This is a genomic window from Aliiroseovarius sp. CAU 1755 (assembly GCF_054482655.1).
In genome coordinates, this window is record NZ_JBTLRH010000001.1 from 986,734 (window position 1) to 1,005,170 (window position 18,437).

The window sequence follows — 18,437 nt, forward strand, 5'->3', positions numbered from 1 at the left end:
CCAATTTCATAACGTTGGAAGCGTATCGGAGCCTAGCGCAGGTAGCCGATTGCAAATGTCGGCGTGACCATTTCTGCCGCGACAAACCGCCCCAGCGCGTCTGTATCCGGTTGTCGATGTGTCTGCGTTTCGTCCCGCGCCAGCCCGCCAGTGATGAACAGAGAATCAATATCCTCCCCCTGCGCACCTTTGATATCGGTCAGGATGCCGTCGCCAATGGCAAGGATACGGCTGTCATCCACCGCGCGCCCTTCGGCGGTCATGCGGCGGCGGGCAAGGTCATAGATTGGCGGATGGGGCTTGCCGAAATAGAGGCTCTCGCCGCCCATCTCGGTATAAAGCTGCGCGATGGCGCCCGCGCACCATTCCCGCGTCTCGCCACGATCCACGACGATATCGGGGTTGGCGCAGAGCAGTTTCAGCCCCTTTTGCTTGGCCAGCAACAGCTGGGGTCGCAGGGTGTCGGGATGGGCGTGCGGGTCAAACGGGCCACAGCAAACGATGCCGTCTGCTTTGTCCAGCGCGACCTCTTCTATGTCGACGGGGTTGTCGATAAGGGCGAGCGGGTCGAAGAAGCTGCGGTCGTGATCCTCGCCCATGAACCACACCTTATTTCCAACCGCACCGGTGAACATCGCCGCCCGCGCGCTGTCGCCCGAGGTCGCGATTGTGTCCCAGCAATCGCGCGGCACACCGATTTGATCCAACTGCCCCTCGACCGAGGTCCGGTGGCGCGGGGCATTCGTGACAAGAACGACGAAACCGCCATTTGCCCGCACCTGCCGGAGAGCGTCAACTGCGTCGGTGTAAGGATGCACCCCGTCATGCACACAGCCCCAGAGGTCCACGAAATAGGCGTCGTAGTTGGTGGAAACTTCGCTGAGGCGTTCGATGATACGGGTCATGGTGGGTCTCCTTCGTGAAAGAAAGATATGGCAGAGGGGGACGGAGGTGGCTAGGGGGATCGGGATTCAATGGCGTCGCTTGGAACCTGCTGCCGTTCACGAAACATTTCACTTAGGCTCTGACAACATTATCTACTATCTGCATAGACATGACTTACGATTACGACAAATTATACAGCAAGGCTCCGGACGCGTTGGGAGACCCCACAAAAGTGGTGGTGGATTTTTTCGGCCAACTCGAACGCGCGCACCTTCGAGTTCTTGATGTTGGGTGCGGGCAAGGTCGGGATGCTCTGTTCGTGGCGCGGCAGGGCCATAGAGTTGTCGGCGTGGATATCTCTCCCAATGGTATCCGCGACCTCATAGCCGCAGCCAAAAAGGAAGATCTGGCCGTTGAGGGCGTCGTCGCGGACATCACAGAATACGAGCCTGACAGCATGTTCGATGACATTCTGATTGACCGAACTTTGCATATGCTTTCCGAACAACGCCGTTTGTCGGTTCTGGAGCGATTGCTGGACCATGTTGATGCCGCTGGCTGGATTCTGATTGCAGATGAAGCGACCAACATCAGTGGTTTTGAGCGAGTGATATCAAATCACGGCTGCGACTGGACGTTTGAGCTTTTCAAGCGTGGATATTTGTTCGCTCTTAGAGCTTAGTATGCCCGTTGGGCTTAAAGCTGGCCTGCGGTCAAAGAAAAGCCCGCGCAATTGCGCGGGCCTTCGCATTCAACATGTGAACCGGCCTCAGACAGCCAAATTCGGAATAATCTGCTTCTTCCGGCTCATAATCCCCGGCAGGACAACCACGTCGCCTTCGACCTTCGCGCCGAAGCTCTTTTCAGCCACGGTTTTTACCACGTCGTTGGGGACCAGCAGGGTGGCCTCCTCTTTCAGGATGTCCACGACGAACAGAAGCACCTGATCGACACCGTCCTCGGCGGCGACGGTTTTGAATGTCTCCATCAGGCTGGCTTTGCGGCCCAGCGGGATTTCTGGCGCGGTGGTTTCCAGAACGCTGACACGGAATTTGGTGCCTGCGACTTCGTATTCCTTTGAATCCATGCGGATCAGTTCGGCGTCTGAGAATTCCGACACGTCCGACTTGGCGGCGAACATCTCGGCGGCGTAGTCGGTGATGTTGATACCCAGATCATCCGCCAGAACCTTCACCACTTCGCGGTCGCGGTCGGTGGTGGTGGGCGAGCGGAATTCCAGTGTGTCCGACAGGATGCAGGTCAGGGCCGCGCCTTTGACCCAGTCGGGCATTTTGGCCACGTCGTCGCCCATCAGATCATACATGATGGTCGCGGTGCAGGCGAGCGGGCGGATCGTGATGTCGATCGGGCCTTTGGTCTCAAGCCCGCCCACCAGCTTGTGGTGGTCGATGATGGCCTGCACGTCTGCGCCGTTGATATTGGCGGGCAGTTCGGCCGGGTTGTTGGTGTCGACGATGACGCAGGGCTGGTCGTCTTCCACGTCCGCAATGATGCGCGGCTTGGGCAGGTCCCAGCGGTGCAGCAGCCATGCGGCTTCGGTGTTGGGTTCGCCCAGCAAAACGGCCTCGGCGTTGCTGCCTTTGATCTCGTTCAGATACCACGCCCAGATGATGGGCGATCCGGTCGAGTCGGTGTCAGGGGATTTGTGGCCGAAAACAAGGGTGGTCATGTGCATCATCCGTCTTTGATTCAAAGCTGTTCGCGCGACTTATAAGAGCGGGATTGCGGGTTGTCACGGGTTGTTCGCCCCTGCGGGCTGCGGTTAAGGTTTGTGTATGTCAAAACCTGCCGAAACCGAGCTTTATGCCCCCGTGAAATCCTGGCTGGAGGGGTTGGGCTATGAGGTGAAATCCGAAGTTGGACCCGCTGATGTCGTGGCCCTGCGGGGTGACGACGCGCCAGTCATTGTGGAGCTAAAAGCGGGATTTTCACTGACGCTTTTGCAACAGGCGGTCGCACGGCAGGCGGTGACAGACGCGGTCTATGTGGCCGTGCCGCGTTGGGCGGGCAAACTCGGCTGGCGCACGTTCAAGGGCAATGTGGGCCTATGCAAGCGGCTTGGGTTGGGAGTTTTGTCGGTGCGTCTGAAAGACGGGCTGGTGCAGGTGCATGCCGATCCCGGCCCGTTCCAGCCCCGAAAATCCAAGATAAAATCCGCGCGGCTTCTGTCTGAATTTGCCCGGCGTGACGGTGACCCCAACACCGGTGGCACGAACGGCAAGATCGTGACGGCGTATCGGCAGGATGCCGAGAAGCTGGCAGCCTGTCTGGCGCAACAGGGGCCGATGAGGGGCGCAGCGCTGGCGAAAGCCACAGGCGTCAAGACCGCGACCCGGATGATGGCGATCAATCACTATGGGTGGTTTGAGCGGGTCGAGCGTGGCGTTTACGGCCTGACGGTCCAGGGCCACACCGCCGTCAAGGGAACCAGTGACAAGGCTTGATCAGGGTCAAGTCGCAACCCATGCCGTTTCGGCAATGTGACCGAAACATCAATGGAACCCCCTCAGATGCGCAATGTCCTGTCGTTGATCCTCTTGACCGCCACCGCCTTGCCCGCAGGCGCGTTCGATAGCCTTGAAGAATTGGGTGAGGCGCTGTTTTTCGATGTGAATCTATCAAAGAACCGCACGCAATCCTGCGCAACGTGTCACGATCCGGAATATGGCTTCGTTGATCCGCGTGAAACGGAAATGGGCCGCGCGGTGTCTTTGGGCGACGATGGAGAAAGCCTTGGCGACCGTTCCGCGCCGACCGCAGCCTATGCGAAGTTTACGCCGGATTTTGAGCAGTTGGCCGAACGCGCGTGGCGCGGCGGAATGTTTTGGGACGGGCGCGCAGCAGGTCTGGCCGGTCAGGCGGGCGAGCCACCCTTGAACCCGATCGAAATGGGGATGCCGGATCAGGCATCGGTCGTGGCACGACTGGCCGAGGACGCGGGGTATGTGGCCGCGTTCAAGGCGCTGTTTGGTGACACCATCTGGAACGACGATGCCTCTGCATATGCTGCGATGACGCAGGCCATTGCGGCGTTCGAAAGCACGGATCTGTTCTCACCGTTCGATAGTAAATATGACCGCATGTTGCGCGGGGATGCCAAGCTGACGGATGAAGAAGAACTGGGCCGCACACTGTTCTTTTCCGAGCAATCCACGAATTGTAGTCTGTGCCACCAACTCCACCCCTCGGCAGTTGCGCCCAACGAGACGTTCAGCAACTATGAATACCACAACACCGGCACCCCCGTGAACGCAGCCGTGCGCGCCGCGAATGGGGTCGAAGGGCCGGATCTTGGCTTGTTGGCAAACCCCGACATCAACACCGCAGATGCGGGCGGGCGCTATAAGGTGCCAACCTTGCGCAATGTCGCGGTGACTGGCCCGTATATGCACAATGGTGTGTTCAAGGATCTGCGCACCGTCGTGCTGTTTTATAACAAATACAACACGCTGGATAAGGCGCGCCAGATCAACCCTGAAACAGGGAAACCTTGGGTCATGCCCGAAATCCCGCAAAACCTCGCGGTGACGGAATTGATTCACGGCCCGGCGCTGGATGACAAGCAGATTGACGCGCTGGTGGCGTTCATGAAGACGCTGACCGACGCGCGATACGAACATCTTCTAGAGGAATAAGACCCCACACAGACTGCTGTGGCCCAGACCAAATGCCGGGGCTTGGCGGTGGCGCGGCAGAATTCTTGACCGATTGCTTGACACCCCTCAAATGACTCCCTAACTCTTCGCCGTTAGCACTCGCATCCGGTGAGTGCTAAGAGAACTGAAACTGAGCTTAGGGAGTCTCAGCAAATGGCATTTACACCACTGCATGACCGCGTGTTGGTCCGCCGCGTCGAAAGCGACGAGAAAACAGCAGGCGGCCTGATCATTCCGGAAAGCGCGAAAGAAAAGCCGGCCGAAGGCCTGGTTATCTCTGTCGGCGCTGGCGCCAAGGACGACGACGGCGACCGCATCGCAATGGACGTCAAAGAAGGCGACAAAATCCTTTTCGGCAAATGGTCCGGCACCGAAGTCACCATCGACGGTGAAGAGCTGCTGATCATGAAAGAATCCGACATCATGGGCATCATTGCCTGATCGTCTGACCGATTTACACGTATTTCCAGGAGTAAGCTAAATGGCTGCTAAGGACGTAAAGTTCGACACCGATGCCCGCAACGCAATGCTGCGTGGCGTCAATATCCTCGCTGACGCTGTCAAAGTGACCCTTGGCCCGAAGGGCCGTAACGTGGTTCTGGACAAGTCGTTCGGTGCCCCCCGCATCACCAAAGACGGTGTGACGGTCGCAAAAGAGATCGAACTGGAAGACAAGTTCGAAAACATGGGCGCGCAAATGGTGAAAGAAGTCGCCAGCCGCACCAATGACGAAGCCGGCGACGGCACCACCACAGCCACCGTTCTGACCCAGGCGATTGTTCGCGAAGGTCTGAAGCAGGTTGCTGCTGGCCTGAACCCGATGGACCTGAAGCGCGGCATTGATACCGCCGTTGCAAAAGTCGTCGAGAGCATCAAAGAGATGGCCCGCGAAGTCAAAGACTCCGATGAAGTCGCACAGGTTGGCACCATTTCGGCCAACGGCGAGTCGGAAATCGGCCGTCAGATCGCAGACGCGATGCAAAAGGTCGGCAACGAAGGCGTGATCACGGTCGAGGAAAACAAAGGCCTCGAAACCGAAACCACCGTTGTTGAAGGTATGCAGTTCGACCGCGGCTACCTGTCGCCCTATTTCGTCACCAACCCCGACAAAATGGTTGCCGAGCTGGACGATTGCCTTGTCCTGCTGCACGAAAAGAAACTGTCGTCGCTTCAGCCGATGGTTCCGTTGCTTGAGTCGGTCATTCAGTCGACCAAACCCCTGCTGATCATCGCAGAAGACGTAGAAGGCGAAGCGCTGGCAACTCTGGTTGTCAACAAACTGCGCGGCGGTCTGAAAATCGCTGCTGTCAAGGCTCCGGGCTTCGGTGATCGTCGTAAAGCCATGCTGCAAGACATCGCGATCCTGACCGGTGGTCAAGTGATCTCGGAAGATCTTGGCATGAAGCTTGAAAGCGTGACCATGGATATGCTGGGTTCGGCCAAGAAAATCCAGATCACCAAAGACGAAACGACTATCGTTGACGGTGCTGGCGAGAAGGCCGAGATCGCAGCGCGTGTCGCTCAGATCCGCACCCAAGCCGAAGAAACCACGTCGGATTACGACCGTGAGAAGCTGCAAGAACGCGTTGCCAAACTGGCAGGCGGTGTTGCCGTGATCCGCGTTGGCGGCATGACCGAGGTTGAAGTGAAAGAGCGCAAAGATCGTGTTGACGATGCTCTGAACGCGACCCGTGCAGCCGTGCAGGAAGGCGTGATCGTCGGTGGCGGTGTTGCTCTGGTTCAGGCTGGCAAAAAGCTTGTCGGTCTGGAAGGCGAAAACGCGGACCAGAACGCCGGTATCAGCATCGTGATGAAAGCGCTGGAAGCGCCGCTGCGTCAGATTGCTGAGAACGCTGGTGTCGACGGTGCCGTGGTTGCTGGCAAGATCCGCGAAAGCGACGACGTGACCTTCGGGTTCAACGCGCAGACCGAAGAATATGGCGACATGTTCAAGTTCGGCGTCATTGATCCGGCCAAGGTGACACGGACAGCTCTGGAAGATGCAGGCTCAATCGCCGGTCTTTTGATCACCACCGAAGCCATGGTGGCCGATAAGCCGCAAAAAGATGCCCCAGCTGGCGGCGGCATGCCCGACATGGGCGGCATGGGCGGCATGATGTAAATCGAATTCCGTAAGGAATTCGATTGCGACAGGCGATTGGCCGCAAGGCCAATCTGCCGACTGCGACCCAGACAAAAACTACAAAGGGCGCTCGCTTGGGCGCCCTTTTCATTTGTGCTATAAGTTTCATAACGGTCCGTTGCAAAGGGGAGCGTGCCTCCCTATGTTAACAGCAGTAACATAGACTCATTGGCGGGGACAGTCATGCTTAAATCCATTCTTTTGCTCTTTCTCACTTTTCTTGCAGTTCCAGCCACCGCGCAAGAGGTCTATCGCTTCGGCGATGACGTCTACATGGCCGGTGACAACGTGACCCTGACAGGCGAGGGCGTGGACGACGTCTTTGTCGCGGGCAACACTGTCGTGGTCTCGGCGCCCGTCGGCGGCAGCGCCCATGCCGGGGGACGGTCGGTATCGATCTCGGCGACGGTTGGGCAAAACCTTTATGCCGCTGGCATGAATGTCAACGTCGCGGGGTCCATTGGCGGCGATGCGCAGCTTATCGGAGATACGGTGCTGGTCGGTGAGGCTGTGCAGGGTGACCTGCGGGTCGCCGCCCAACGCGTCGAGGTCAATGGCGCGGTTGGTGACAGTGCCCTGATCGGGGCAGAAAACATACTCCTGACGACTCAGATTGCCGGTGATGCAAGCTTTGCAACCGACAACATCACCTTCGGAGAAGGCGCGCGCATTGATGGAACGCTATTTCTTTACTCTGAGGATCCTGATGACATCATCGTGCCGGCTTCGGTCATCTCGGCGGACCGGATCGAACGTCACAGCATTGATGAGTTCGATGCACGTGCTGATGCCAATGGCGGTGCAACCCTTGATCGGTCCAGATACGGCTGGGGCAGTTGGCTGGTCGGCAAGATCAGTTCGATCCTGATCCTGACAGCGATGGCGACAGCGCTTGCAGCGCTTGCGCCGGTCTTTCTTATGGCTCTGCGGTCACGTACGCTTGAAACGCCTGTGCGGGCGCTTTGGATGGGGTTCCTGTCTATTTCTGCGCTGGCGGGGTCGCTGTTTTTGTTCGCAATGACGGGGATTGGCCTTCTGCTTGTGCCGGCCTCGATTGTGCTAGCCGTGCTGCTGGGCATCGCAGGCTATGTGATCGGCACCTATATTCTTGGTGTGGGCGTGCTGGGTGTGGCCAACCGCCCACTGCCCGAAACACTCGCAGAGCGCGCGATCGCCGCACTGGTTGGCGCGGTGGCGATTTCAGTGCTGGCGTTGATCCCTTATATCGGTTGGATTGCGACCTTGGCGGTAGCCGTCACTGGCGCGGGCGCATTGATCATCCGCTGGTTTGCGCCGGGGTTCCATACGGAGGTCCGCTAGCCCAACGCCTTTGCCCAACAAACGCCCCCGGCCAACGGTGCGGGGGCGTTCTATGTCACAAATCTGCCTATCGCACGATGGTTTCAAGCGCGTCATAGCGTGCAACCCCGGCCGCATCGCCCCACGCCAGTTCGGACAGGGAAAGCGGCCTGACGTATAAATCCGCCATTTCGTCCCGGCTGACCCAGCGACGTTCAGTCACGATTGCTTCTGGGTCTTGCCAGGCGGCGTCAAGCTGTCCGGCCTCCAGGCGGCACCGAAATACAATCTCGACCTGATGAAAGCCGGTGTCCGGGTCGTGAAATTCGTTGACCAAAGCAGGCGTCCCAACCGAAACCGTCAGCCCGGTTTCCTCATGCACTTCGCGCATCAGGTTGTCAGGAAGGCTGGCACCCGGATCGACACCACCACCGGGCAGACACATCAACGATGAGACACCGCCAGCATAGGCGTTGACCAGCAACAGGCGGTTGCGATGCAGGATAAGACCGCGAACAGCAACGCGGGGCGTTTTGAAACGGATGGGCATGCGCCAAGATTTGCGCATCCTGCCCCCTGTGACAACCCACCACTCGCATCCGGCGTCTTGGGTGCTTATCTATAACGTATGTTTCGGATGATGACCCTTGTTGCAGGTTTCGTCGCCGCGCTGGCCATGCCCGCGCGAGCAGATTGTGTCGTTCTGCTGCATGGATTGGCCCGGTCGCCGTCTTCGCTGTGGGTGATGGAGGAATCACTGCGCGCCGAGGGCTATACGGTCGTCAATCTGGGCTATCCATCAACCAAAGCGAAAATCAGTGTCCTGGTCGAGGCAGCCATCCCGCCTGCTCTGGTCGCCTGCGGGTCGCAGAAAGTGCATTTTGTCACCCATTCGTTGGGGGGCATCCTTGCGCGCGTCTGGTTGCAGGACAACAGACCCGACGATATGGGGCGCGTCGTGATGCTGGCCCCGCCCAACAAAGGGTCAGAGCTGATCGACGCCTTCGGGGATCTGGAGGCGTTCGGCTGGATCATGGGGCCGGCGGGGCTGCAGCTTGGCACTGGCGACAACGCGTTGCCAAACAGGATCGAGCTGCCCGCGTTTGAACTTGGTGTCATTGCCGGCAACCGGTCGCTTAACCCGATCTATTCAGCGGTCATTGAAGGCGCAGATGATGGCAAAGTGTCCGTAGACAGCACCCGGATAGACGGGATGAATGACCATATCGTGCTGCCCGTGACGCACACGTTCATGATGGTGAACCCGCTGGTGATCGCCCAAGTGATACGGTTCCTCGAAGACGGCGCGTTTGAGCACGGGCTGACGATCGCAGACGTGTTGGACCGGATCGCCGTAGACGCGGGCTATCGCAGGAAGGACAAATAAGCGTCTGGCGGCATCAAACCGCCTGACTATGTCCGCTTTCATTCACCTCGTAGGCGTCGAAATGGCGCGCGATCATACGCGCCAACGGTCGTGCACCCTCACGGATTGTCAGCACATTGTCCGTTAGATCCGTCGTGTCCGGCATGGCCTCTGGCAAGCCATCGACCAGCGCAAGGAACCAACCGATGGGCCGGTCCAATTCTTTGGCCAAGGCTGCAAAGTCCACCTTGAAATAGCAAAGAAGCTCTTCAATCACGCGGCCGCGCGCGATGTCGTCGGGCGTAAACGAGTGGCCTTTGGCGGCTGTTAAATTTCCGTCTCGGGCGGCGGCTTGATATTTCGATGTGGCAGGTTCGTTTTGCACATAGCCCTGCGGGTAGCGCGCAATTGAGCTTGCCCCGACACCGATCAACACCTGCGAGGCATCTTCCGTATACCCCTGAAAGTTTCGTTTCATCGTGCCCGCTTTATGCGCCTTGGCCAGCCCGTCCGAAGGTAGGGCAAAGTGGTCGATGCCAATCTCGTCATAGCCACTGGCGACAAACAAATCGCGCGCGGTGTTGTAAAGCTCCAGCCGTTCCTCGGCCGAAGGCAGCGCTTCGGTCGGGATCAGCGTCTGGCGCCGCGCCATCCATGGCACATGCGCATACCCAAACAGAGCCACGCGATCTGGGCCAAGGCTGATCAGTTTCTCGACCGAATCCGTGACCCGCGCGATATTCTGATGCGGAAGCCCATAAAGAATATCCATATTCAGACTGTCGATGCCACGCGCGCGCAAACCGTCGACGGCCTCTTTGGTGATCTCATAACTTTGTGGTCGGCCAATGACCTCCTGAATCATCGGGTCGAAATCCTGCACCCCGATCGACGCGCGGTTCATCCCGGCTTTTGCCAAAGCATCCAGCCGTGGCCCGTCGATTTCAGAGGGGTCAATCTCGACCGAGAACTGCGCATCCTGCGCCAACGGGGTCGTTGTCAGAATGGCGTCCGTCAGATCAGCGATCATGTCAGGTTGCAACAGAGTCGGCGTCCCGCCACCCCAGTGCAGATGTTCCAGCTTGATCCCAGGGGCCAGCAGATCCTTGATGGTGGCAAGTTCTTGCTTGATGCTGTTCAGGTATGCCGCGACAGGTTCCGAGGTCGACGTGCCCTGTGTTCTGCAGGCACAAAACCAGCACAATCTGCGGCAGAAAGGAATATGCACGTATAACGATACCGTGTCATTTTCCGGAATTGCACTGATCCACTCGGAAAGCGTTTCAGGCCCAAAGCCCGCTTTGAAATGCGGGGCGGTTGGGTAGCTCGTATAGCGGGGCACGCGCGCGTCAAAAAGACCAAGGCGTTTGAGTTGCGGAGAGGTCTGCATTCGAATAGGGTTTACCGAGAACGACGCGCGCAACTTTGATCAGGATCAAACAAGATACCTCTCTTGTTAAAAAAGACATGAACGAGATCAGTTTTAACACCCGTGATTGTGGCAGTTGCCCAATTCGCCACCGTGCCGTGTGCGCGCGCTGCCAGCCTGACGAGCTGGAGCAACTTGACGCAATCAAGTATTACCGCACCTTCGAAGCTGGCCAGCCCGTGATCTGGTCAGGTGACCCGATGGAGTTTGTGTCGAGCGTCGTGAGCGGCATCGCCACGCTGAGCCAGACCATGGAAGACGGACGCACCCAGATGGTTGGGCTGCTGCTGCCGTCTGATTTCATTGGGCGACCGGGCCGTAACTCCGCACCCTTCGATGTGGTCGCGGTAACAGATCTGACGCTGTGCTGTTTTCGCAAGAAACCCTTTGAAGACATGATGGAAAAGACGCCCGCGATCGGCACGCGGCTTTTGCAGATGACGCTGGATGAACTGGACAGCGCACGCGAATGGATGCTGGTGCTTGGCCGCAAGACAGCGCGCGAAAAAATAGCAAGCCTCGTTGCAATTCTGGCCCGCCGGGACGCGTCTTTGCACATGCGCGCGCCATGCGACGGGATGAGCTTCGAACTGCCCCTGACCCGCGAGGCGATGGCGGATTACCTTGGCCTGACGCTTGAAACGGTCAGCCGACAGGTCTCTGCCCTGAAAAAATCCAGAGTGATCGAACTGCAAGGCAAGCGCCGTGTGATCATTCCCGATCTTCAGGCACTTATCGCTGAAACCGGTGACGACGTTGATGGTGGCCCCATCACCTGACCCGTTGGACCGGACAAAAGCGGGCAGGTGGCCCGGAAGACAACAGGAAAGGGCGCCAAAGCGGCGCCCTTTCTGGTTTTAAGTCTGCGTTCAGTGGGCCAGTAGGATGGGAACTTCAGCGACTTCCAGCATGTGGCGCGTCGCACCACCCAGAATTGATTCTCGGAATCGCGAGTGGCCATAGGCTCCCATGACAATCAAATCTGCATCCTTGTCACGGGCGTGCCGATTCAGGATGTCCGAGATGCGCGGCATCGTCTTGGCAAGAACCGACACCTCTGCCCTGATGTCATGGCGCGCGAGCATCTGGCTCAGCGCCCCGCCGGGGTCAGACCGTTCAGGGCCGTGTTGGGGTGGGTCAATGACCGCAATCGACACCATATCAGCTTGTTTCAGCAGCGGCAGTGCCAGTCGAATTGCGCGTAACGCTTCCGGGCTTTCATTCCAAGCGACCACCACATTGCGCACGGTCGTCGGGTATTGCGCGTCGTCGGGCATCACCATCACCGGCACGCGGCCTTCGAAAAGGGCCGCTTCGACAAGGGCTTCGGCGTCGTGTCCGCGGCCTTCGCCATACGGGCGCGGCATCACCACCAGATCTGAAAACCGGGTGCGATGTGCGATCAGGCCGTTCAGGGCCACCATCTGTGCCGTCAATGCCGATGTGGACCACGGATAGGCGTGCCCGGTAATTGCCTGCCGAACATGGCTTTCAAGCGCGAGGGCGTCCTCGCGTGCCTGCGCCAAGTTGTCCTGAACCACCATCGCCGAGGCCCCTGCATAGTAGAACCCCTGTTGCGACTGGTCGATCCCAAGGCACAAGACATCCAGATGGGCCTCGTGCTGGGCCGAAATGGTCATGGCAGCCTGCAGGGCCACCTGACCCAATGATTTTTCGGTGACGATCGTGGAAATGGTGCGGTAATCCATGGCAATGCCCTCCGGGTTGGCGTCACCTAAAGGTTGCCCCCGACCTGCCTGCGACGCTTTGACATGGGTCAATCCCGGTTTTTCTAGCCCATCGGCGCAGTTTTGATATGGATCAAAGCGGGCTGGAAGAGATAGGTAGAAACCGACAAAAGTCAAGACATGCCCCCCATCCGTCGTGGGAGGGGGGGGATAAAAGACAACGACGAAGGGACGCAAAATGTGGGATTACCTAAAATTGGCGATCTACGGCCTGATCGCAGTATTGGCCGCTATCGCTGCAAGTTATGCCCGCGACATCGCCTACCAGGTGCACGCCATCTTGGTAACGTTGATTGCGGGCGGCCTTTTCGTTTACTCGCTGCGTCGAGTGGGTGAAGAAAAAGTTGTTGAAACCGGTTATATGGATGGCCCCGTTCGCGTGGGTGTAGCTTTGACCGCCTTCTGGGGCGCTGTCGGCTTTCTGGTCGGAACGTGGATTGCGTTCCAGCTGGCCTTCCCAAACCTGAACTTCGGCTGGGCCGAAGGATACCTGAACTTCGGGCGCCTGCGTCCACTACACACCTCGGCGGTGATTTTCGCGTTCGGTGGAACGGCGCTGATCACATCGTCAATGTATGTGGTTCAACGGACCTCCGGTGCGCGTCTTTGGGGCGGCAATCTGGCGTGGTTCGTGTTCTGGGGCTACCAGATTGTGATCCTTTTGGCTGCCACGGGCTATCTGCTGGGCGCAACCCAATCCAAAGAATACGCTGAACCCGAATGGTACACCGACCTTTGGCTGACCATCGTCTGGGTGGCTTATCTGCTGTTGTTCATGGGCACGCTGATGAAGCGGAAAGAACCGCACATCTACGTGGCCAACTGGTTCTACCTGTCGTTCATCGTCACCATCGCCATGCTGCACGTGATCAACAACCTGGCTGTGCCGGTGTCGATCTTCGGATCGAAATCTGTTCAGCTCTTCTCGGGTGTGCAGGATGCCATGACGCAGTGGTGGTATGGCCACAACGCCGTGGGCTTCTTCCTGACCGCAGGCTTCCTAGGCATGATGTACTACTTCGTGCCGAAACAGGCTGAACGTCCGGTCTTCTCATACAAGCTGTCGATCATCCACTTCTGGGCACTGATCTTCCTGTATATCTGGGCAGGCCCCCACCACCTGCACTATACCGCGCTGCCTGACTGGGCTGGCACGTTGGGCATGGTGTTCTCGATCATTCTGTGGATGCCGAGCTGGGGTGGCATGATCAACGGTCTGATGACCCTGTCGGGCGCTTGGGACAAACTGCGCACCGACCCGGTTATCCGGATGATGGTTGTGTCGATCGGTTTCTACGGCATGTCCACGTTCGAGGGTCCGATGATGTCGATCCGCGCCGTGAACTCGCTGAGCCACTATACGGACTGGACCATTGGTCACGTGCACTCTGGCGCGCTGGGCTGGAACGGGATGATCACCTTCGGGATGCTCTACTTCCTTGTGCCCCGACTGTGGAACCGTGCAGGGCTATACAGCCAGAAACTGGTCAGCTGGCACTTCTGGCTCGCCACCATTGGTATCGTGCTCTACGCATCGTCGATGTGGGTGACCGGGATCATGGAAGGTCTGATGTGGCGTGAAGTTGACGCCCAAGGCTTCCTGGTGAACTCGTTCGCTGACACCGTTGCCGCCAAGTTCCCGATGTATGTGGTGCGCGGCATGGGTGGGGTTCTGTTCCTCACGGGTGCTTTGATCATGTGCTACAACCTTTGGATGACCGTGAAGCGTTCGCCGGCAGCAGAAACTGCCAGTGACGCCCAAACGGCTCCGGCTGAATAAGGAGGGAAGGACCCATGGGAATTCTCGACAAACACGTTGTTCTGGAAAAGAACGCAACGCTTCTTATGGTCGGTAGCCTTCTGGTTGTTGCCATCGGCGGCATCGTAGAGATCGCACCGCTCTTCTACCTCGAAAATACGATCGAGGACGTGGAAGGCATGCGCCCCTACTCGCCTCTCGAGCTTGAGGGTCGGAACATCTATGTGCGTGAAGGCTGCTATGTCTGCCACTCGCAGATGATCCGCCCGATGCGCGACGAGGTGGAACGCTACGGCCACTATTCACTGGCGGCGGAAAGCCAGTATGACCACCCGTTCCAGTGGGGATCAAAGCGGACAGGGCCTGACCTTGCCCGCGTTGGTGGCCGCTATTCGGACGAATGGCATGTGGATCACCTGATGGATCCGCAGTCGGTCGTGCCGGAATCGGTGATGCCGAAATACGCGTTCTTGGCGGATCGCCTGATCGAGCCGACATATATCGAAGACCTGCTGAAAGCCAATCAGATGGTCGGTGTGCCTTACACCGACGAGCAGATGGAAAACGCCGCAGCCGACTGGCTGGCACAGGCCGATCCTGACAGCGACTATGATGGGCTTCTGGCGCGCTATCCGAAGGCGCAGGTGCGCAACTTCGATGGCAAGCCCGGTGTTTCGGAAATGGACGCTTTGATCGCCTACATGCAGATGTTGGGAACGTTGGTCGACTTTTCGACCTTCACACCTGACCCGAGCCGGTAAGGAGCTGGGATGATGGACACCTATTCACTGTTTCGCGAAATCGCCGACAGCTGGGTGCTTTTGGCCATGTTTGTCTTCTTCCTTGGAACGGTGGTCTGGGCGTTTCGCCCGGGCAGCCGCAAGGTCCACGAAGACACGGCCAACATCCCCTTCCGCCACGAAGACAAACCTGCCGGTGACCGGGATTAATCCCGGGCGCTCAGCTCAAGAGGAGTTGCGGCAATGAGTAAAAAACCTGTTGTAAAGAAAGAGCCCGAAACGACCGGCCATGAATGGGACGGCATTCAGGAGTTCAACAACCCCCTGCCACGTTGGTGGGTCTGGGTCTTCTACCTGACCATCATCTGGGGCGTGTGGTATTCCATCGCTTATCCGGCGTGGCCACTGATCAAAGGGGCGACCGCTGGCTATCTGGGCTATTCGACCCGCGCCGAAGTTGCTGCCGAAATTGATCGCTTCACCGCCATGAATGGCGAATTGGAGGCCCAGTTGGCGTCGGCCGATCTGAACGCGCTGGAACAAGGCAGTGATTTGCATAACTATGCAATCCAATCCGGCCGCGCGACGTTTGCCACCTTCTGTTCGCAATGCCACGGGTCCGGGGCTGCGGGCAACGTCGGTTATCCCAACCTGCTGGACAATGACTGGCTTTGGGGCGGCACGCTGGACGACATCCAGTTGACCCTCCAGCACGGTATCCGGTCGGAAGATGATGACGACACGCGCTATTCGGAAATGCCGGCCTTTGGCGAAGACTATCTGAGCGACGAAGAAATCGCCCAGGTCGTTAACTATGCGATGTCGCTGTCGCCGGTCACCAAGCCTGACGCCGATATGGAGCTGGCTGCCGCAGGTGCGACGGTGTTCGCTGACAACTGCACCGCGTGTCATATGGAAGACGGCACCGGGGATCGCTCACAAGGTGCTCCGAACCTGACCGACGCCATCTGGCTCTATGGCGACACCAAGGACGAAATCACCGAGGTCGTCGTAAACGGTCCCTTCGGCGTTATGCCCGCGTGGAGCGGCAAGCTGACAGACAGCCAGATCAACGCTGTTTCGGCTTATGTTCACCAGTTGGGCGGCGGCGAATAAGCCACCGGCCAACCAGAAGTTCCGGGGCCTCATACCCCGGTCAACGGCACCGACCCCTGATCCTGTTCGCGCGTTTCTCCGGGGTCGGTGCCACCTAATCCAAAGACCCGGACGCATTGCGCGTTCGGGTCTTTGTGTCTACCAAAGAGGGCGCAGCCCACGCGCCGCAGAGGCGACCCAAGGTGCGGCTTTTTGACAGGCTGCGACCTGATGGCACTGCGACAAAATGGAAAATTGATAATTATCAAGGACTAATGCGATTGATTCTGCATTGCAGCACCGATTTTTTTGATCCACATCAAGGCTGCAATATAGAATAGTTCTTAACTGAACACCTACCTCGACAAGCAGGATTGGAATCTGTCCATGTCTGACGCCCCAGAACACCTCTATGCCGCCCGTGAACCCATCTTTCCCAAGCGGGTTAAAGGTATGTTCCGCAGCCTGAAATGGTGGATCATGGGCATCACTTTGGGCATTTACTATCTTGCGCCATGGATCCGCTGGGATCGTGGGCCGAACTTGCCCAATCAGGCGATCCTGATCGATATGGCGAACCGCCGTTTCTATTTCTTCTGGATCGAGATCTGGCCGCACGAGTTCTATTTCATTGCAGGCCTGTTGATCATGGCTGGATTGGGGCTGTTCTTGTTCACCTCTGCCGCGGGGCGGGTCTGGTGTGGCTATGCCTGTCCGCAGACGGTCTGGACGGATCTGTTCATCCTGGTTGAGCGCTGGGTCGAAGGCGACCGCAACGCTCGTCTGCGGTTGCATCGTCAGAAATGGGACGCCGAGAAGGTTCGCAAGCGGCTCGTCAAGTTCGTTCTGTGGATCGTGATCGCCGTCGCAACCGGCGGGGCGTGGGTCTTTTATTTCGCAGATGCGCCGACATTGTTGGTTGATTTGGTCACAGGCAATGCACACCCGCTGGCCTATTCGACCATTCTGGTCTTGACCCTGACGACCTTCTTCTTCGGGGGCATCGCGCGTGAACAGATCTGCATCTATGCCTGCCCATGGCCGCGTATTCAGGCCGCGATGATGGACGAGGATACCATCACCATCGCTTACCGGGATTGGCGCGGCGAGCCGCGTGGCAAAGGCAAGGCGCGTGATGATCTGGGCGATTGCATTGATTGCAACGCCTGTGTGAACGTCTGCCCGATGGGGATCGACATCCGTGACGGCCAACAGTTGGAGTGCATCACCTGTGCGCTTTGTATCGACGCATGCGATGAGATGATGGCCAAAGTTGGCAAGGAACGTGGGCTGATCGATTACCTCGCCCTGAAGGACGAATCTTACGAGCGGGCCGGGAACAGCAAGATCCCCGTCATCAAGCACTTGCTGCGCCCGCGCACCATTCTTTACACCACGCTTTGGGCCCTTGTCGGGATCGCGCTGACGGTTGCGCTGTTCGTTCGCCCGAAGGTCGATGTAACCGTGCGCCCCGTGCGCAACCCCACCTATGTGACCCTGTCGGACGGCGCGATCCGCAACACCTATGATGTTGGCGTGCGCAACCGCCATGGCGAAGAACGCCCTTACTACTTTGCTCTTTCGGATGACAGCAATATGACGGTAGAGCTGGAAGGCAGCGACAAGCTTGTGCTTGTTGCACCGGCTGATACCGAGGCAAAGCAGCGCGTGTATGTCATAGCCCCTCCGGGGTCAGAGGCCGCACGGACGGACCGCACCGAGCTACGCCTTTGGATCGTGGATGGGGTGACGGGCGATCGAGCCCACCTTGACACCGTGTTCAACGGAAGAGGACGTTAAGCTATGGTTGATGAGACCGAGAAGAAAGAGTTCGAGCTGACGGGCAAACACGTGCTTGCCATCGTGGTGTCGGCCTTTGCCGTCATCATCGGGGTGAACCTTTTCATGGCTTATTCTGCGGTCGGCACCTTTCCAGGGCTTGAGACTCAAAACTCTTACGTGGCCAGCCAACAGTTCGACCAGCAAAAGGCCGCACAAGAGGCTTTGGGCTGGGATGTGGCCGCGCGCGTTGACGGCGAAACGCTGATCCTCGATATCAAGGATCAAGCGGGCGAACCGGTAGAGGTGACCTCGCTTTATGGTCTTCTGGGGCGGGCGACGCATGTGAAGGAAGATCAGGAGCCTGCGTTCAGTCAGGGATCAAATGGCGCATACATGGCGCAGGTTGGTCTGCTGGGGGAAGGCAACTGGAACCTGCGACTGAATGTAGTGGCGGATAACGGCACCACGTTCCAGCGCCGCATACCGATCTTTATCTCGGCGAACTAGCGCCGGA

At 58.2% G+C, this 18,437-nt stretch carries 19 protein-coding genes; 14 read left to right on the forward strand and 5 right to left on the reverse strand.

The genetic code is table 11. The features are described 5' to 3' along the window. Nucleotides 1-32: 32 nt before the first annotated feature. Nucleotides 33-905, reverse strand: coding sequence for a TIGR01459 family HAD-type hydrolase (locus tag ACXYMP_RS04890; protein WP_458904678.1), 873 nt, complete (start codon nucleotides 903-905; stop codon nucleotides 33-35). A 149-nt stretch (nucleotides 906-1,054) separates the two neighbouring features. On the opposite strand from ACXYMP_RS04890, the gene ACXYMP_RS04895 reads away from it, so the two are divergent. Beyond that, nucleotides 1,055-1,567: a class I SAM-dependent methyltransferase gene (locus tag ACXYMP_RS04895; RefSeq protein ID WP_458904680.1), complete on the forward strand. Its 513-nt coding sequence runs from the start codon at nucleotides 1,055-1,057 to the stop codon at nucleotides 1,565-1,567. A gap of 87 nt (nucleotides 1,568-1,654) precedes the next feature. Here ACXYMP_RS04895 and ACXYMP_RS04900 read toward each other — a convergent pair whose 3' ends face one another. Next, nucleotides 1,655-2,575 (reverse strand): manganese-dependent inorganic pyrophosphatase, encoded by a 921-nt coding sequence (locus ACXYMP_RS04900; RefSeq protein WP_458904682.1) that lies wholly within the window; start codon nucleotides 2,573-2,575, stop codon nucleotides 1,655-1,657. A 106-nt stretch (nucleotides 2,576-2,681) separates the two neighbouring features. Here ACXYMP_RS04900 and ACXYMP_RS04905 point away from each other — a divergent pair, with 106 nt between their 5' ends. The 5 genes from ACXYMP_RS04905 to ACXYMP_RS04925 all read left to right on the forward strand — a co-directional run bounded on the left by ACXYMP_RS04905 (nucleotide 2,682) and on the right by ACXYMP_RS04925 (nucleotide 8,025). Then, nucleotides 2,682-3,350: a DUF2161 domain-containing phosphodiesterase gene (locus tag ACXYMP_RS04905; protein ID WP_458904684.1), complete on the forward strand. Its 669-nt coding sequence runs from the start codon at nucleotides 2,682-2,684 to the stop codon at nucleotides 3,348-3,350. Between the two features lie 51 nt (nucleotides 3,351-3,401). Then, nucleotides 3,402-4,541 carry a cytochrome-c peroxidase gene (locus tag ACXYMP_RS04910; protein ID WP_458904686.1) on the forward strand — a complete coding sequence of 380 codons (1,140 nt, stop codon included), beginning with the start codon at nucleotides 3,402-3,404 and terminating at the stop codon, nucleotides 4,539-4,541. A gap of 174 nt (nucleotides 4,542-4,715) precedes the next feature. Beyond that, nucleotides 4,716-5,003 (forward strand): co-chaperone GroES, encoded by a 288-nt coding sequence (locus ACXYMP_RS04915; RefSeq protein ID WP_298568006.1) that lies wholly within the window; start codon nucleotides 4,716-4,718, stop codon nucleotides 5,001-5,003. Between the two features lie 40 nt (nucleotides 5,004-5,043). Next, nucleotides 5,044-6,684: a chaperonin GroEL gene (groL, locus tag ACXYMP_RS04920; protein WP_298568003.1), complete on the forward strand. Its 1,641-nt coding sequence runs from the start codon at nucleotides 5,044-5,046 to the stop codon at nucleotides 6,682-6,684. A 204-nt stretch (nucleotides 6,685-6,888) separates the two neighbouring features. After that, nucleotides 6,889-8,025, forward strand: a complete 1,137-nt coding sequence (locus tag ACXYMP_RS04925; protein ID WP_458904689.1) for a hypothetical protein — start codon at nucleotides 6,889-6,891, stop codon at nucleotides 8,023-8,025. Nucleotides 8,026-8,092: 67 nt separating this feature from the next. Here the strand turns inward: ACXYMP_RS04925 and ACXYMP_RS04930 are convergent, their stop codons facing one another. Beyond that, nucleotides 8,093-8,554, reverse strand: coding sequence for an NUDIX domain-containing protein (locus tag ACXYMP_RS04930; RefSeq protein ID WP_458904691.1), 462 nt, complete (start codon nucleotides 8,552-8,554; stop codon nucleotides 8,093-8,095). 87 nt (nucleotides 8,555-8,641) lie between these two features. Here ACXYMP_RS04930 and ACXYMP_RS04935 point away from each other — a divergent pair, with 87 nt between their 5' ends. Next, nucleotides 8,642-9,391 (forward strand): alpha/beta fold hydrolase, encoded by a 750-nt coding sequence (locus tag ACXYMP_RS04935; RefSeq protein WP_298567994.1) that lies wholly within the window; start codon nucleotides 8,642-8,644, stop codon nucleotides 9,389-9,391. A gap of 13 nt (nucleotides 9,392-9,404) precedes the next feature. Here the strand turns inward: ACXYMP_RS04935 and hemN are convergent, their stop codons facing one another. Beyond that, on the reverse strand, nucleotides 9,405-10,760 hold the full coding sequence (gene hemN, locus ACXYMP_RS04940; protein ID WP_298567991.1) for an oxygen-independent coproporphyrinogen III oxidase: 1,356 nt from the start codon (nucleotides 10,758-10,760) through the stop codon (nucleotides 9,405-9,407). Nucleotides 10,761-10,837: 77 nt separating this feature from the next. On the opposite strand from hemN, the gene fnrL reads away from it, so the two are divergent. Then, a complete protein-coding gene (gene fnrL, locus ACXYMP_RS04945) occupies nucleotides 10,838-11,578 on the forward strand; it encodes a transcriptional regulator FnrL (RefSeq protein WP_298567988.1) in 741 nt (246 codons plus the stop codon). A gap of 90 nt (nucleotides 11,579-11,668) precedes the next feature. On the opposite strand, the gene ACXYMP_RS04950 is transcribed toward fnrL, so the two are convergent. Beyond that, complete coding sequence (locus tag ACXYMP_RS04950) at nucleotides 11,669-12,508, reverse strand: universal stress protein (protein ID WP_298567985.1); 840 nt, start codon at nucleotides 12,506-12,508, stop codon at nucleotides 11,669-11,671. 217 nt (nucleotides 12,509-12,725) lie between these two features. Here ACXYMP_RS04950 and ccoN point away from each other — a divergent pair, with 217 nt between their 5' ends. The 6 genes from ccoN (at nucleotide 12,726) to ACXYMP_RS04980 (ending at nucleotide 18,430) form a co-directional block, all read left to right on the forward strand. Beyond that, on the forward strand, nucleotides 12,726-14,327 hold the full coding sequence (gene ccoN, locus ACXYMP_RS04955) for a cytochrome-c oxidase, cbb3-type subunit I (RefSeq protein WP_298567982.1): 1,602 nt from the start codon (nucleotides 12,726-12,728) through the stop codon (nucleotides 14,325-14,327). 14 nt (nucleotides 14,328-14,341) lie between these two features. After that, nucleotides 14,342-15,067 (forward strand): cytochrome-c oxidase, cbb3-type subunit II, encoded by a 726-nt coding sequence (gene ccoO, locus ACXYMP_RS04960; RefSeq protein WP_298567979.1) that lies wholly within the window; start codon nucleotides 14,342-14,344, stop codon nucleotides 15,065-15,067. Between the two features lie 12 nt (nucleotides 15,068-15,079). After that, nucleotides 15,080-15,256 carry a cbb3-type cytochrome c oxidase subunit 3 gene (locus tag ACXYMP_RS04965; protein WP_298568820.1) on the forward strand — a complete coding sequence of 59 codons (177 nt, stop codon included), beginning with the start codon at nucleotides 15,080-15,082 and terminating at the stop codon, nucleotides 15,254-15,256. Between the two features lie 33 nt (nucleotides 15,257-15,289). Further along, nucleotides 15,290-16,162, forward strand: coding sequence for a cytochrome-c oxidase, cbb3-type subunit III (ccoP, locus tag ACXYMP_RS04970; protein WP_458904695.1), 873 nt, complete (start codon nucleotides 15,290-15,292; stop codon nucleotides 16,160-16,162). Nucleotides 16,163-16,528: 366 nt separating this feature from the next. Then, a complete protein-coding gene (ccoG, locus tag ACXYMP_RS04975; RefSeq protein WP_458904697.1) occupies nucleotides 16,529-17,941 on the forward strand; it encodes a cytochrome c oxidase accessory protein CcoG in 1,413 nt (470 codons plus the stop codon). 3 nt (nucleotides 17,942-17,944) lie between these two features. Continuing rightward, nucleotides 17,945-18,430: a FixH family protein gene (locus ACXYMP_RS04980; protein ID WP_298567970.1), complete on the forward strand. Its 486-nt coding sequence runs from the start codon at nucleotides 17,945-17,947 to the stop codon at nucleotides 18,428-18,430. Nucleotides 18,431-18,437: the final 7 nt, after the last annotated feature.